Source organism: Anaerosphaera aminiphila DSM 21120 (genome assembly GCF_900129925.1).
GTDB lineage: Bacteria > Bacillota > Clostridia > Tissierellales > Peptoniphilaceae > Anaerosphaera > Anaerosphaera aminiphila.
In genome coordinates this window covers 388,064-403,642 of record NZ_FQXI01000001.1, presented here as the reverse complement: position 1 = coordinate 403,642, position 15,579 = coordinate 388,064, and the positions used below count along the sequence as shown (strand labels likewise).

Below are 15,579 nucleotides of genomic sequence, written 5' to 3'. Positions count from 1 at the left end.
TTTATGGAAAAAATAAAAGTAGCTATAGTTGGATACGGAAATCTTGGAAGAGGTGCAGAAAAAGCGATTAGCCTAACTGAAGATATGGAACTTGTGGGAATTTTTACTAGAAGAAATCCAAGTTCTATAAAAAGTAATAGTGACGTATATAGTTTGGAAGATATTTTAAACTTTAAAGATAAAATTGACGTGTGTATACTCTGTGGTGGTTCTGCAACAGATTTAAAAGTGCAGGGGCCGGAAATATCTAAAAACTTTAACACTGTTGACAGCTTCGACACACATGCTAAGATACCTGATTATTTCAGTGTAATAGACAGGTCAGCCAAAGAGGGAAATAATCTCTCTATTATATCTACAGGATGGGATCCGGGACTATTTTCTATTAACAGACTATTTTCAGAGTCCATACTTCCAAAGGGAGAGACATATACATTTTGGGGTAAGGGTGTTAGCCAAGGACACAGTGATGCAATTAGAAGACTAGATGGAGTTAAAGATGCAACTCAGTATACAATTCCAGTTGAAGAAGTAATTGAGAGAATTAAAAATGGTGAAAAACTGAATTTAACAGCCAGAGATAAACACCAAAGAGTATGTTACGTAGTAGCAGAAGATGGAGCAGACAGAGAAAAAATTGAGTTTGAAATAATTACAATGCCCGATTACTTTGTAGACTACAATACAACAGTCAACTTTGTCACTCAAGAAGAATTAAATAAAAATCACAAGGGAATGATTCATGGCGGCAGAGTTTTGAGAATTGGAAATACATCAGAGGGAATAAAACAAGTATATGAATTTAAATTAAATCTTGAAAGTAATGCTGAATTTACATCTTCCATTAACGTTGCCTATGCAAGGGCAGTATATAAAATGAGAAGTGAGGGAAAAATTGGAGCAATAACAGTATTTGACGTTCCCATATCCTATTTATCTCCAATGAGTCCGGAAGAACAGAGAAAAAAATTACTATAAAAGAGCCCATAGGGTTCTTTTTTGTTAATATAAAAATAAGTTGATATAATGAAGTGAGAATAAGAAATTAGGAGGGCACTATGCTTAAAAAAATAAATGATATTGAACTGTATTATGAGGAATTTGGAGAGGGAAAACCACTTATAATGCTGCATGGTAATGGAGAAAATTTGGAAATATTTTATAAGTTAATTGACAAGCTAAAAGATAACTATAAAATTTATGCAATAGACAGTAGAAATCATGGAAAGAGTACAAAGACAGAGGATTACTCCTATACTACAATGGCATCTGATATTGAAGAATTTATTAAAGGGTTAGATGGAGGTAAAGCCAATGTACTTGGATTTAGTGATGGAGCTATTATAAGTATATTAATAGCTTTAAAGAGCCCTGAAATTCAAGAAAAATTAATATTGCTTGGACCAAATTTAAAGGCGAAAAATTTAAAAAGTGAATTATTAGATGTAATAAGAAATAAATATGTGGCAACAGGAGATCCACTTTTAAAATTAATGCTGTCTGAACCTAAAATTGAACTTGAGGAATTTAAAGGTCTAGAAAATGAAATACTATTAGTATTTGGTGAAAATGATATTTTTAAAGAAGAGTTTGTAGAAGAAATTTCAAATTCAGTTAAAAATGGCAAGGCAATTAATTTAAAAGGGCATGACCATATGTCCTATATAATAGACAATGATATGTTAGCAGAGGATATAATTGAATTTATAGGTTAATTTGCAAAGGAGTTAACTATGAAGAAGATTCTAATAATAGAGGACAATACTTCTTTAGCAAAAGAGTTAAAAGAGTTGCTCAATAGAAATGGATATAACTCTATGATTTCAGATGGAGGAGATTATAAGAGCTTAATAAATGAAAATACGGTTGACTTAATACTATTGGATATTAACTTGCCTCATGAAAGCGGATTTGAAATTTGCAGCTATGTTAAATCTACAATACAAATTCCCGTAATAATTTTAACGGGAAGAAATGCCAATATAGATGAAGTAATGGGTCTATCTTTAGGTGCGGATGACTATATAAAAAAACCCTACCACGCAGGAGTGCTACTTGCCAGAATAAAAAGACTTTTAACTGTAGAAAACACAGAAAATATAAAAAACTACAGAGGTATTTCTCTGGATATTCGCAAAAATAAAATAACATATAGTTCTAAAGAAATATTTATAACTAAGACAGAGGCTCTTATTTTAGATTATTTAATTGACAGGCCGGAGGAAGTTGTATCAAGAGTGGAATTAATAGAATTTTTGTGGGACAATCAAAGTTTTGTAGATGATAATACACTGTCTGTAAATGTGTCCAGGCTTAGAAAAAAGTTGGAGAGTATTGGAATAGAAAACATTATTAAAACCGTTCCAAAGCAGGGGTATGTAGTATGAGTTTTTTAAATTATTTAAGGGGAAAATTGATAGACATTGTAGTTCATTTACTAATAATACTACTAACTTCTGTAATAGTAATTAGCTACAGCGTTCCAACTGCAGTAATATATATGTTGTGTTTAGTTTATATTGTAATTTTTGCAGTATACTACTACTTTGACTTCAGGAAGATAAAAAATAAATTTAACAACTATTATAAAATGATAAACAGTTTAGATAAAAAATACTTGTTTCCGGAGTTGTTGTCTAATTTACCATTAGAGGAAAATGAGTGGGTTAAGTTAATAAAAATAATGGAAAAGTCCATGGTTGAGGAAGTAAAAAGAGAAAAGAAGGACAAGAGTGTCTACAAAGACTATATTGAAGTTATGATTCATGAAATTAAAAATCCGTTGGCTACAATAAATTTAATCTGTGACAACAATAAAGACGACACTTCAAGAAAGATCACAATACAAACTGAACAGATATCTAACTTAATTGAACAGGCGCTCTACTTAGCCAAACTTGAAAATATGGAGAGAGATTACTATATAAAAGAAACTAAACTTGAGAGATTAGTGAGTTTGGGAATTATGCAAAATAGGGGAGCTCTCTTAGAAAATGACTTTTTAATTGAAACATCGAATTTAGATTTTAATATATATACTGATGAAAAATGGGCAACTTTTATAATTAATCAACTAATTAGTAATTCAATAAAATATAGGAGCAACCATCCTAAAATTATATTTAAGGGTAATAAGTTAAAAGAGGCTGTAGAATTATTTGTAATTGATAATGGACAGGGATTTAATAAACATGAAATTGACAAAGTATTGGAAAAGGGCTATACAGGGGAAAGAGCTCACAATTTAAATTCAACCGGAATGGGACTATATATTACCAGAATATTAGGTGAGAGATTAAATATTTCAATATCTATAGATAGGAATACTGAAAGTGGAGCTAGTGTAAAACTAATATTTCCAGTTGAAGATTTTAATAGACAGCTGTAATCTTACAATAATGTAAGAAAAATTACAGCTGTTTTAATATGTTTTAGTTTGAGGAAATGCTAAACTTTAACAAGAGGTGGTAATATGAATTTATTAGAAGTTAAAAATGTAGAAAAGTATTATGGACAGGGAGAACTTATAGTAAAGGTTTTAAATGACGTTTCTTTTTCCATGAATAAAAATGAATTTATAGCAATAATGGGACCGTCAGGAAGTGGGAAAACTACTCTATTAAATTTAATTTCAACTATAGACACTGTCTCTTCAGGAAATATATATATAAATGGAATGGACATTACAAATGAAGGTGAAGAAAAATTAAGTGAATTTAGAGCTGATAATTTGGGATTTATATTTCAAGACTATAATTTACTGGATATTTTAACAGTGAGAGAAAATATAGAACTTGCACTTTCCATTAAGGGAGAAAAGTCAGAAGAGTCAATTGAAGAACTGGCAAAATTTTTGGGAATAGAGAATATACTATATAAATATCCAAATCAAATTTCCGGTGGAGAAAAACAGCGCTGTGCCTTTGCAAGAGCATTTATAAATGAGCCATCACTAATTCTTGCAGACGAGCCAACAGGTTCATTGGACAGTCGTTCTTCTAAGACCATACTTGAGTCAATGGAGAAGTTAAAAAGCAGAGGTGCCACAATACTTATGGTTACACATGACGCTTTTGTATCAGCATGGTGCGATAGAGTACTGTTTTTAAAGGATGGAATAATTTGGAAGGACTTATATAGATATGAACTTACACACAGAGAGTTTTACAATAAGATTATTGAAACTATGTCTGTGTTAGGTGGTGATATAAATGACCTTTAAAATACTTATTAGAAATGTAAAAAAAGACTATAGAGATTACGGGATATTTATAATTACAATGATGATATGCAGTGCAGTGTATTATGCCTTTTTTTCTATAACTTCAAAGTGGTACAATCCCGATATTTCAGTAGTATTTGACTTGTCAAGATTTAACGGAATAATTCGCTATTCAATGGCTGCAGTGAGTTTAATTTCAATATTTTTAGTAAAACACGTAACAGGCTATTTATCTCTTAGAAAGCAAAAGGAATTTGGACTTCAAAACTTAATGGGACTTAACAAGAAAAAAGTATGTTCACTGTTTTTTAATGAAATTGTAATACTTGGAACAATTGCCACACTTTTGGGAATAATTTTAGGTGGACTACTAGCTCAGTTTATTAACTTTTTTCTAATTAAAACTTTTGACGGGAACAGCACTTTTATTTTTCCCTACTACCCCGACACAATATTTTATACACTTATATTTTTTATAGCAATATTTATAGTAGTTGGAAAATTTGAAAGCTATAAATTAAAGAAGAAGAAAATAATTGACATGATTTATGCAGAAGACAGAGAACAAACTAAAAATAGAGATAGGACAATAAAAATATTTCACATACTTACATTTATAGTAAACTGTTGGCTCACTTATTCAGGCTATTTTACATTAAAAGGTTTTTATGACAGTAGAATTCCATTTATAGGGAAGTTTTTATATATTTCACTTTTTCTTATACCCCTTTGTTATGTAGTTACATTGGTAGTTATGAAACTACTAAAGAAATCTGACTATATAATTTCAAAAGCATTAGTAGTATTTGAATTTATATTAGCATTTTTAAATATTCTATATGTGTATGGACTTATGGAAATAAACTTACCCGGAGATACAAAAACTTCTTTTGGATATATTGTGAGAAGTGGTATATATGTGGGATTTCTAATATTTCACTATTTTTATATTTATAAATTTAAAGGTAAAGACAGTTCTTGGGAAAGTATATTTTTAAAAGGTCAAATTTCTTCAAAGTTAAATAGACATAGAAATGTATTTAGTTTAATTTCATTAGTAATATACTCTTCTGTGTTAATATTTATTATTCTGCCTATGATTACAGGCTGGTCTGAGGGATATTTAAATAGCAGAATGACTCAAGATGTGCAGGTTGTGGGAACTTATAAAAGCACAACTTCTGAAGATAAAATTTACAAGGACGACTTTAAAGTAGTTTTTAATTACTTAGATAAAGAAGATATCTCTATTAAGGAATATGTAGTATTGGATACTTATTTGCCAAAAAAGTCGGACTTTAAAAGACGTTTAAGATATGATTTTCCCATAGAAACATTAAAACTAAGTGAATACAATAAATTACTTCAAATAAATGGATATGAGCCTATTAAATTAGGAAGTGGAGAGTACGCAGTTCAAGTAAAGCACAATTTAGATAAAAGTGACTTTGATGAGAAAATTTTTCAAGGGTTGGAAACAGACTTTGGAGAATTTAAACTAAAAAAAGGTGGAGTTTATGATTTTTTAATTCCTGAATATATTTATAATGCTCATGTGCAGGCACTTTACATTTTAAATGATGTAGATGTAGAAAATTTAACATTTGTGGGTTCAAGTTTATATATGGACCTAACAGAAGAACTTGACTTTAAAAGAGCGGAAGAATTAGAAGGGTTATTTAACGAAGAGTATGAAATAGTAAAAGATGGTTTGGCTCAATTTATAAGAATACGTACTCTTGAAAAAAATACTATTACGACTACTGTATTTTTAATGAAATTGATTTTAAACTACTTGGCTATAATACTGCTTTTAATCAGCTTTACAATTATAGCATTAATTGAGCTGGAAGATTCCCTATACAATAAAAAGAGATATACTACACTTTGGCAGCTGGGAATTTCAAAGACGAAAATTCAAAAGCTAACTTCAAAACAACTGCTGTTTTCCTTTTGGAGACCGTTAATAATTTCAGTTACAGGAGCTCTTATAATAGGACTGATGTATATGTTCAGTATTAAAACTGTTATAAAGAGCTATGTAGGTGCTGAAATATTTGGAAGTATTGCCTTTGTACTATTTATAATATTAATACTCTTTTTAATTTACTATTTACTAACATACTATATGTTCTTAGCGAATTTAAATAGAAGGGATAACTAAATTAAATCTTTGTATGCGACCCATTTCATTTTTATAAAGTGAAGTGGGTTTTTTAATTAGCATAGAATATTTTATTTAAAAATAACTTTTGAAGATGAAATTTATTATTCACGGGTATAAATGGTAAAGGAATTTAAGTTAAGTGAGATGGTAATTAGTATTTATAAAAGAGTACAAGGAGGAATTATGTTTTTAAAGTGGATAACTTTACGAGTTAATAACTTAGAACAAAGTGTAAAATTTTATAGTGAAGTTTTAAAGTTGCCTATAGCAGCTAGATTTGAAACAAGTGTAAATAAAATAGCTATGATGGGAGAAAAGGGAAGTCCAAAGATAGAATTAATAGAAGAAAATCAGTTAAATGAGCTAAATTTGGGTGAGGGAGTTTCAATAGGATTAAAAGTAGAAAATTTAGAAGAAGAAATTAATTCTTTAAGAAAAGCAGGTATAATTCCAACAGAAATTATATCTCCAAATGAACATATTAAATTCTGTTTTTTGAAAGACCCTAATGGATATACTATTCAACTATTTGAAGAAAGTTAAAATTATATGCAGTTAAAAATAAAAATGTAAATTAAATTTAATAATTTAGTTGACTAAATTGAGATTTATATATATATTAGTAATGAGTCCTAATAAGACTATTAAAAATAATTAAAGGGGTGGATTAATGAAATTTAAAAATATTTTTTTGGCAGTATTTGGTTTAATATTTCTTGCTTTAGGAGCAATTGGGATTTTTATTCCAGTGTGGCCAACGACTCCCTTTGTAATTCTTGGAGCTGCATGTTTAAGTGGCACACCAAAGGTACATGCAAAAATTTTAAAAATACCATTTTTTAAAGAGCATATAGAAAATTATAAAACCAAAAAGGGACTTCCACTTAAAACTGTTTTAATAAGCTTAATATTCCTATGGGGTATGTTAATTTATTCTATGGTAAAGATGAATAAGCTCCTTATGAGTTTAGCATTAGGATTTATTGGAGTTGCCGTTACGATTCATATTTTATGGGTGTCTAGAGATAGAAGTGAGAAAAAGTCCTGTGGGGAATTATTGACAAATGAAAAATAATAAAAAAATATTTAAATATTTTGAATTAGGATTTGACATATTGTACTTATTATCTGCACTGGGAATAGGATTTTATTTATTACTAAGTTCAGATAAAAGTGTAAAAACTTTGTCAGGAATTATGGCAATTACATTAGTGGCAGGAGATTCATTTCACTTAATCCCCAGAATAAAAGTTATATTATATGATGAGAGAGAAAAATTTCAAAGGCAATTGGGCTTTGGAAAATTTGTAACATCTATTACAATGACTGTATTTTATATTATTTTGTGGAATATAGGGTTGATGTTATTTGAGCCTGCAAATTTTAATATTATTACAGGAGTGGTTTATATTTTAGCTATTATGAGAATTGTATTGTGTTTATTTCCGCAGAATAAGTGGCTAGATGAAGAATCATCAGTAAATTGGGGGATTTATAGAAATATACCCTTTATATTACTGGGTTCAGCAGTTTCAATGTTTTTTTATCAGTTTAGAAATGTAGTAAGTGCAACTCAGTTTATGTGGTTGGCAATTGTCTTAAGTTATTTGTTTTATATTCCGGTTGTACTTTGGAGTAAGAAAAATCCAAAAATTGGAATTTTGATGTTGCCAAAGAGTTGTGTTTATATTTGGATGTTAGTAATGTGTATTTATATATAATTATATAAATTAGTAAGATGTGTAAATTTAAAAGGGGGAGTATTATGGAAAATAAGGACAAGTATAAAAAATTGACTAACGAAGTGGGAGCGCCAATAGCCGACAATGAAAATTCAATAACAGCAGGGCCTAGAGGACCGGTAGTAATGCAAGACGTGTGGCTAATGGAAAAAATGGCACACTTTAACCGTGAAGTAATTCCTGAAAGACGTATGCATGCAAAGGGCTGGGGAGCCCACGGAAAATTTACTGTAACACATGATATTTCAAAGTACACTAGGGCAAAAGTACTACAGCCTAATACTGAAACAGAAGTGTTTATAAGATTTTCTACAGTTGCTGGTGAAAGAGGAGCTGCTGACTGTGAAAGAGATATACGTGGCGTTGCTGTAAAGTTTTACACTGAAGAGGGAAATTGGGACTTAGTTGGAAACAACACACCTACATTTTTCTTAAGAGATGTACACAACTTCACAGGACTTAACAGGGCGGTAAAGCGTGACCCAAGAACGGGAATGCGTTCAGCTCAAAATAATTGGGATTTTTGGACACTTTTACCTGAGAGTTTTCATCAGAGAACTATTGTAATGAGTGATAGAGGAATACCTGCGTCTTTTAGAAATATGCACTTTTTTGGAGAGCATACATTTAGTTTTTACAATGATAAAAACGAGCGTGTATGGTGTAAATTCCACTTTAAGACAAAACAGGGAATTAAGAATTTAACAAATGAAGAAGCTCAAAAAATAAATGGAATGGACAGAGAGTACCATGGAAGAGATTTATTTACAGCAATTGAAAGTGGAGATTTTCCAAAGTGGACAATGTACGTTCAAATTATGACAGAAGAACAAGCTAAAAATCACTATGAAAATCCATTTGATATAACAAAAATCTGGCGTCATGGAGAATATCCTCTAATAGAAGTTGGGGAGTTGGAGTTAAATAGAAATCCTGAAAACTATTTTGCAGAAGTAGAGCAAGCAGCTTTTGCTCCGGCGCACGTAGTTCCGGGAATAGGATTCTCACCGGATAAATTTTTACAAGGTAGATTATTTTCATATGGAGATGCTCAACGTTATCGCTTGGGAATAAATCACAATCAAATACCTGTAAATAAAGCTAAGGTAGATGTAAATGAGTTTCATAGAGATGGTGCAATGCGTGTAGATGGAAACTATGGAAGAACTCCTGCCTATACTCCAAATAGCTATGGATATTGGACAGCACAACCTGAAGTTCAAGAACCACCACTGGATATTGAAGGTGCAGTATGGCAGTATGACCCTAAAGATGATCCTACAGATGACAACTTTAGAGCTGGAGGAGACTTGTGGAGAATATTGGAAGAGGATAAAAAAGCTCTTTTAATAGGAAATACAGCTACGGATATAGCTCCAACAACTGTAAATATTAAATATCGCCATGCAGTTCACTGCTACTTGGCAGATAAAGAATATGGAGAGCGTATGACAAAGGCTTTAGATCTTTCAATGGACAAGGTAATAGAACTGTCAAAGCTAGACAATGAGGGGTTAATTCAAGCTACACTTTCTGAAACCATCTAAGAATATAGGTGAAAAATTATGGTGCAGCGTAGGAATACACGGCAGAGACAACTGGTTTTTGAGTCAGTACTAAGTCACAACCATGCAAGTGCTGATCAAATATATATAAGTGTAAGGGAAAAAGATAATAAAATAAGTAGGGGTACAGTATATAGAAATTTAAAATTATTAGTGGAAAGTGGAGAAATAAAACAGGTTGAAATGCCGGATGTAGATAGATATGATTGGCGCCTGGATCAACATTATCACATAGTTTGTACAAAGTGTGGCAAAATTTCAGATGTTCCAATTTCATATGAAAATGATTTAGATAGAAAAGTTGAAATGAAAACCGGATACACTATAGACAAGCACAAAACTGTTTTTGAGGGGATTTGTCCGGATTGTAAAAATAAAAACTCCACTAATAAATAAGATTGAAGAACTTCTTTAAATAACAACGTTTAAAGAAGTTCTTTTTTTATATTGTTATATTAAATTTTTAAAGTACTGAAATATTTTTAAATTGTAAATTTGTAAGGGTATATAGTAAGAGAAAATAAAATTAAATTTAATAGAAGATTTAGGAATTTATATAGTTTAAGGAGAGGATTAAATGTATTTGGGATATTTAACAGATGTTAAGGGAGTAGAAGTTGGTCATTTTGAAGACTTAGAGGCTCTTACCGGAGTTACAGTAGTTCTTCCTCCCGAAGGAAGCGTATGTGGAGTAGACGTTAGAGGAGGAGCGCCGGGAACTAGAGAAACAGACTTACTTAGACCTGAAAATTTTGTAAATAATATTCATGGGATTTTACTTGCAGGAGGTTCAGCTTTTGGATTAGATGCAGCAAGTGGAGTTATGAAGTATTTAGAGGAAAAAGATATTGGACTTGATGTTGGAGTTGCAAGAGTTCCCATAGTTCCGGGTGCAGTAATATTTGACTTAGGCTGTGGAGATTCGAAGGTGCGTCCCGATTTTAATATGGATATAGAGCTTGTGAAAAAGCATCAAGAGAAGAAAATAGACAGGGAATTATTGGGGCTGGGACTGGAGCAACTGTTGGAAAAATTTTAGGAAATGATTTTGCAATGAAGTCCGGCCTTGGTTCAGCAACTATAAAAGCTGGAGATTTAGTAGTATCTGCGCTTACTATTTGTAATGCCTTTGGAGATATATTTGACTTTGAAAAACACATTCAAATTGCAGGTTGTTATGATCGAATTAATAGAGAATTTATGAACACAATAGAAATTTATAAGGATATGAATTCAGATTACAGTGCTTTTAATCAGGGAAAGAACACAACAATTTCAGTAGTAGCTACAAATGGAATTTTTGATAAAGCGGAGTGTATGAAAATTTCATCTATGGCACACAATGGCTATGCAAATAGTATATTTCCAGTGCATACACTTTCAGACGGAGATACTATATTTACTCTTGCAACAGGTGAAGTTAAGTCAGATGTGAGTCTAGTGGGAGCACTAGCCAGTCAAGTAGTAGAAAGAGCAGTGGCAAATAGTATATATAGTTCTAAATCTATAGGTGGATTTTTGGCAAATATAGATTTGTAGATTTTTAATTTTATTAAATGAGTTACTCTTAAAATAGTTTAAAATTTAGAAATATATTAATAAAATGTTTATTGGGTAAAATATAATAGTATATTATTAATAAGGAGGATTTAAAATGAAGGAAGTAGAAATTCACATAGATTTTTCCTGTCCATTTTCAAATATGGGAGGAGAGAGATTTATACAGTATTTAGAGTCAAAGGACTTGCCACTTTCAACAGTTAGATTTAGAAGTGTTCAACTAAATCCAGACAAGGACAATGAAAATATTAATTTTATTTTAAATATGAGTAATAAATTTAATAAATCAGTAGAAGAAACTATAAAAATATATGAAAATATTACACAAAGAGCATCAGAATTAGGACTTAAATTTGATGCAGAAAAAATAGTAGATGTAAACTCAAAAAATGCTCATATAGGGTTACAATATGTGACAATGTTTGGAAAACAAGCGGAGTATTTTAGAAGAATGATGTCTGCTAGATTTGAAAGAGGAGAAGACTATTCTAAAATATCTTTTATAGAAAATGTAATAAAAGATCTGGGGTTGGACTCTAAAGACTTTAGCTCTAAATTAGAAGAATTAACTGAAAAGGTAAGTGAAGATATTAAATTGGCACAAGAGAGAAATATTAGAGGAGTGCCAACATTTGTGCAGGATGGGAAAATTCTCCCTCTTGAAAGCTCTTCAACTTTTGAAGAATTTGACAATATTATAAAATAATATTCTATTATTATGTTTTAGCGTAGTTAAAAGTTGTTAAAATTAAAATAGCTAAAAAACTTTTAAAGTTTTTTAGCTATTTTAATTTTCTATACAATGTGGCAGGACTTATATTAAAGTTGTTACATAGCGTCATTAAATTCTTATTTGACAATGGTTTAGGATATTTATCTAATTGTTCTTGAATAACAAATTTTTCATATAAATTCATATTTGTTTTAAGTGTAAGTTCATTGTTATATGTATAGGTGTTTTTAGCTTTAAAAGTATTTTTTCTTAAAGTTTTATCCTCTGATATTCTCTTTGGTAAATCTTCAGGAAATATATTGCCCTTTTCTTTAAAATTCATTGCATATTCAATGGTATTTTCGAGTTCTCTGACATTGCCGGGCCAGCTGTAATTATCAAGTATTTCTAAGGTGTCTATATCAATTCCTCTGACATTTTTATTAAATTTAGTATTGTACTTTTTAATAAAATAGGAAGCTAGCAGTTGAATGTCTTTTTTTCTTTCTCTCAATGGAGGAATGTACATGGGTATGACATTTAATCTAAAAAATAAGTCACTTCTGAATTCGTTGTTTTCAACCATGGCAGTTAAATTTTTATTTGTGGCAGATATAATTCTTATGTTTACCTTTATAGGTTTTTCACTTCCAATAGGCTCTACATAGGAATCGTTTAAAACTCTAAGTAATTTTGCTTGGAGGTAAAGGGGCATATCACCTATTTCATCCAAAAATAGTGTACCATTATTCGCTAGGACTATTTTTCCGACTTTACCGGTTTTACTAGCGCCAGTAAATGCTCCGCTGTGATATCCAAATAGTTCACTTTCTAAAAGGGATTCCGGTATAGAAGCACAATTAATTGCAACAAAAGGTTTTTTATTTCTATAGCTTGAATCGTGTACAGCTCTTGCAAATAATTCTTTACCAGTTCCTGTTTCTCCTTGAATCAATACGTTAGAATCATTATTGGAAAATGTGTTAATTTTATTTTTTAAATCTAACATTTTTTCATCTTGAGTGATAATTGTTTCAAATGTATTATTTTGTTGTGAATTTGAAAAGTTTTGTGTTTGTATTTTTTCTAATGTGTTAATTAAAACTAATACTTTATTTTCTCCTAAAAATTTTAATTCTAAAAACAACATAAAATAAATATCGTTATATTCTTCAATTATTTTAGATTCCATATCAGATCTATGTTCAAGAGATTCATCAATTTTTTGTTTAATTTTAACTATTAAATTATTGTATATATTTACTTTATTTGAGCACAATATTGATTCGGCAATAGAGTTAGTTACAATTGTACCTTTATTAAATAGCAATATCCCTTCATTAACATAATTTATAATTTCTTTTAGATTTTCATTGGATTCAAAAATTTCTTTTCTCAATTTTGACTCTAGTATTTTAGAGGTGATTAATTCTGAAATATTTTTGAGGTATTTGACAAGCTTGTCTTGATTTGAAATTAAAAATTTTTGCTGCACTTCATCAAATGATGCAATAACAAGTACGCCAAGAACATCATCATTTATTTTTATGGGTTCCAATATTATGGAATAGTAAGATTCAGAAACTTTATCTATAATTTTGGGATATGTTTTTTCAGGCTCAATTACTATTAATCTCTCTTTAGTTGTAATTACATAATCAGTGTAAGTGTTTTTCCATTCCTTTTGATTTAATGCACTTTCATATACTCCAGTTCCTGAAATTCTAGAAATGGGTTTAGAATTTATTATTGTGAACTCTAAATTTAAAACCGCAGAAAAAGAAGAGACTAAAGTATCTAAAAAAGGCTTCAATTCAAATAATATTTTCTCCATAAGCTATTACTCCTTTCAAAAATGAGAATATTCTCATATTTAATAATAAATATTCTTAAATATAAGAATGTAAATTAATTATACAATAACTATGGCTAATTAATCAAATATAAGTAAAAATTAAATTTGGAATGAAAATTGCACTATATATAAGTGAAGTAAAAATAATAAAATTAAGAAAGGATGATAGTGATGAAAAAAACTAATTTTATTAAAGAAATGACATGGAAGGAGTTTGATGAACGTAGAAAAGAGACTAAGACATTAATAGTGCCAAGTGGTGCAATAGAAGTGTATGGACCACATATGCCTTTGGGAACAGATATTATTGTAGCAAATAAACTATCTGATTTAATAGCTGAAAAAGTAGATGCTCTAGTTGCTCCCTGTTTAGAAGTGGGGCAATCGTCTAATTTATTTGGATTTCCAGGAACAGTTTATTGTAAACCTGAAAATATAAAAGAGGTGTATAGAGATATATGTGAAAGCTATATTAAGTGGGGATTTAAAGAGTTCTTTATATTAAATACTCATTTACACAATACAGCTCCGTTAAATTCACTTATGGAAGAATTGGAAAATGAATACGACGTGAAATGTGGATTAGTTGGATGGTGGCAATATATTTGGAAATTTGAAGGAATATTTGAATCTGAAGCTCCTCATGGACATGCAAGTGAATCTGGTACTTCTGTAATGTTGTATTTACATCCTGAATTAGTTGATATGGAAAAGGCTGTAAATTCTCCATCACTGTATAAAGACGAGTATCCAAGTATTCAAAAGTATAAAAAATACGATGAATATTCTGTAACAGGTACCATGGGTGATGCGACAATTGCAACAGCTGAAAAGGGGAAAATTGTAGTAGAAAAGGGGATAGAAGAAATATCAAACTTTATTAATAATTATTTAAGAAAATAAATGTAGGAGGGTTTATATGAAAAAATTTAGTATTGGTGTAGTTCAAATGCAGTCTACTGCATCTAAAGAGGAAAACTTAAAAAATATAGAAAAATATGCTTTAGAGGCAATTGAGAAAGGAGTGGATTTAATATCATTTCCTGAAAATGTAAATTATTCAGGAGAAGAATTTGAAAGTGAAAGACTAGACGGAAATACCTTTCAACTTTTTTCAAAACTGGCAAAAGAAAATAAAGTATATATTCATGGAGGGTCTATTTCTGAAGATAACGGAACAAAGAGACCATATAATACGACTATGTTTTTTGATAGAGATGGAAATATGATAGAGAAGTATAGAAAATTGCACATGTTTGATGTGGATATAGCTGATGGTCCAGCCTATAAAGAGTCTGATTCAAAGACTCCAGGGGATGAAATTGTAACAGTTGAAACTGAATTGTGTAAAATGGGTTTGAGTATATGCTATGACATAAGATTTCCTGAATTATATAGAATTTTGGCATTAGAAGGGGCAAAAGTAATATTCACTCCGGCAAATTTTGTAATGAATACTGGAAAAGATCACTGGGAGTCAATTTTAAGAGCTAGAGCTATTGAAAATACTGTATATATAGTAGCATCAGCACAAATGGGTCAACAGCCAACATATGTAGCTTATGGAAAATCTATGGTGATTGATCCTTGGGGTGACGTCATTGCAAAATCTTCAGATAAACCTGGAGTAATAGTGGCAGAAATTGATTTAGACTATTTAGATAAAGTTAGAAGTCAGGTTCCATCACTAAAAAATAGAAGGGGTGATGTATATAAGTTGGCAAATTAAGTACGCTATAATTTAGAGATTGTTAAA

17 protein-coding genes are annotated in these 15,579 nt (G+C 30.3%); 16 read left to right on the top strand and 1 reads right to left on the bottom strand.

What is annotated here, in order from left to right:
- Positions 1 to 3: 3 nt before the first annotated feature.
- The 14 genes from BUB47_RS02015 to BUB47_RS01955 all read left to right on the top strand — a co-directional run bounded on the left by BUB47_RS02015 (position 4) and on the right by BUB47_RS01955 (position 11,962).
- Positions 4 to 978 (top strand): diaminopimelate dehydrogenase, encoded by a 975-nt coding sequence (locus tag BUB47_RS02015; RefSeq protein ID WP_073183236.1) that lies wholly within the window; start codon positions 4 to 6, stop codon positions 976 to 978.
- 80 nt (positions 979 to 1,058) lie between these two features.
- Positions 1,059 to 1,715: an alpha/beta fold hydrolase gene (locus BUB47_RS02010; protein ID WP_073183235.1), complete on the top strand. Its 657-nt coding sequence runs from the start codon at positions 1,059 to 1,061 to the stop codon at positions 1,713 to 1,715.
- An 18-nt stretch (positions 1,716 to 1,733) separates the two neighbouring features.
- Positions 1,734 to 2,387 carry a response regulator transcription factor gene (locus BUB47_RS02005; RefSeq protein WP_073183233.1) on the top strand — a complete coding sequence of 218 codons (654 nt, stop codon included), beginning with the start codon at positions 1,734 to 1,736 and terminating at the stop codon, positions 2,385 to 2,387.
- Positions 2,384 to 3,388: a sensor histidine kinase gene (locus BUB47_RS02000; protein WP_073183231.1), complete on the top strand. Its 1,005-nt coding sequence runs from the start codon at positions 2,384 to 2,386 to the stop codon at positions 3,386 to 3,388. Before BUB47_RS02005 ends, BUB47_RS02000 begins: the two co-directional genes overlap by 4 nt.
- 84 nt (positions 3,389 to 3,472) lie before the next feature.
- A complete protein-coding gene (locus tag BUB47_RS01995) occupies positions 3,473 to 4,222 on the top strand; it encodes an ABC transporter ATP-binding protein (protein WP_073183229.1) in 750 nt (249 codons plus the stop codon).
- Entirely contained in the window at positions 4,212 to 6,386 is a 2,175-nt protein-coding gene (locus BUB47_RS01990; RefSeq protein WP_073183228.1) for an FtsX-like permease family protein, read from the top strand. Before BUB47_RS01995 ends, BUB47_RS01990 begins: the two co-directional genes overlap by 11 nt.
- A gap of 186 nt (positions 6,387 to 6,572) precedes the next feature.
- Positions 6,573 to 6,932 (top strand): VOC family protein, encoded by a 360-nt coding sequence (locus BUB47_RS01985; RefSeq protein WP_073183226.1) that lies wholly within the window; start codon positions 6,573 to 6,575, stop codon positions 6,930 to 6,932.
- Positions 6,933 to 7,059: 127 nt separating this feature from the next.
- Positions 7,060 to 7,464 carry a YbaN family protein gene (locus tag BUB47_RS01980; RefSeq protein ID WP_073183224.1) on the top strand — a complete coding sequence of 135 codons (405 nt, stop codon included), beginning with the start codon at positions 7,060 to 7,062 and terminating at the stop codon, positions 7,462 to 7,464.
- Positions 7,454 to 8,110 carry a hypothetical protein gene (locus tag BUB47_RS01975; protein ID WP_073183223.1) on the top strand — a complete coding sequence of 219 codons (657 nt, stop codon included), beginning with the start codon at positions 7,454 to 7,456 and terminating at the stop codon, positions 8,108 to 8,110. Before BUB47_RS01980 ends, BUB47_RS01975 begins: the two co-directional genes overlap by 11 nt.
- A gap of 44 nt (positions 8,111 to 8,154) precedes the next feature.
- Positions 8,155 to 9,678, top strand: coding sequence for a catalase (locus tag BUB47_RS01970; RefSeq protein WP_073183221.1), 1,524 nt, complete (start codon positions 8,155 to 8,157; stop codon positions 9,676 to 9,678).
- Positions 9,679 to 9,696: 18 nt separating this feature from the next.
- Positions 9,697 to 10,092 (top strand): Fur family transcriptional regulator, encoded by a 396-nt coding sequence (locus tag BUB47_RS01965; RefSeq protein WP_083529031.1) that lies wholly within the window; start codon positions 9,697 to 9,699, stop codon positions 10,090 to 10,092.
- A 181-nt stretch (positions 10,093 to 10,273) separates the two neighbouring features.
- The gene (locus BUB47_RS10190; RefSeq protein WP_327021095.1) at positions 10,274 to 10,735 is read left to right on the top strand and encodes a P1 family peptidase; all 462 of its coding nucleotides are present in this window, start codon (positions 10,274 to 10,276) and stop codon (positions 10,733 to 10,735) included.
- The gene (locus BUB47_RS10185) at positions 10,693 to 11,235 is read left to right on the top strand and encodes a P1 family peptidase (protein ID WP_327021119.1); all 543 of its coding nucleotides are present in this window, start codon (positions 10,693 to 10,695) and stop codon (positions 11,233 to 11,235) included. Before BUB47_RS10190 ends, BUB47_RS10185 begins: the two co-directional genes overlap by 43 nt.
- A 115-nt stretch (positions 11,236 to 11,350) precedes the next feature.
- Entirely contained in the window at positions 11,351 to 11,962 is a 612-nt protein-coding gene (locus BUB47_RS01955) for a DsbA family oxidoreductase (protein WP_073183219.1), read from the top strand.
- A 76-nt stretch (positions 11,963 to 12,038) separates the two neighbouring features.
- Here the strand turns inward: BUB47_RS01955 and BUB47_RS01950 are convergent, their stop codons facing one another.
- Positions 12,039 to 13,802 (bottom strand): sigma-54 interaction domain-containing protein, encoded by a 1,764-nt coding sequence (locus BUB47_RS01950; RefSeq protein ID WP_073183217.1) that lies wholly within the window; start codon positions 13,800 to 13,802, stop codon positions 12,039 to 12,041.
- A 192-nt stretch (positions 13,803 to 13,994) separates the two neighbouring features.
- On the opposite strand from BUB47_RS01950, the gene BUB47_RS01945 reads away from it, so the two are divergent.
- Positions 13,995 to 14,726 (top strand): creatininase family protein, encoded by a 732-nt coding sequence (locus BUB47_RS01945; RefSeq protein WP_073183215.1) that lies wholly within the window; start codon positions 13,995 to 13,997, stop codon positions 14,724 to 14,726.
- 16 nt (positions 14,727 to 14,742) lie between these two features.
- Positions 14,743 to 15,552 carry a carbon-nitrogen hydrolase family protein gene (locus tag BUB47_RS01940; protein WP_073183213.1) on the top strand — a complete coding sequence of 270 codons (810 nt, stop codon included), beginning with the start codon at positions 14,743 to 14,745 and terminating at the stop codon, positions 15,550 to 15,552.
- Positions 15,553 to 15,579: the final 27 nt, after the last annotated feature.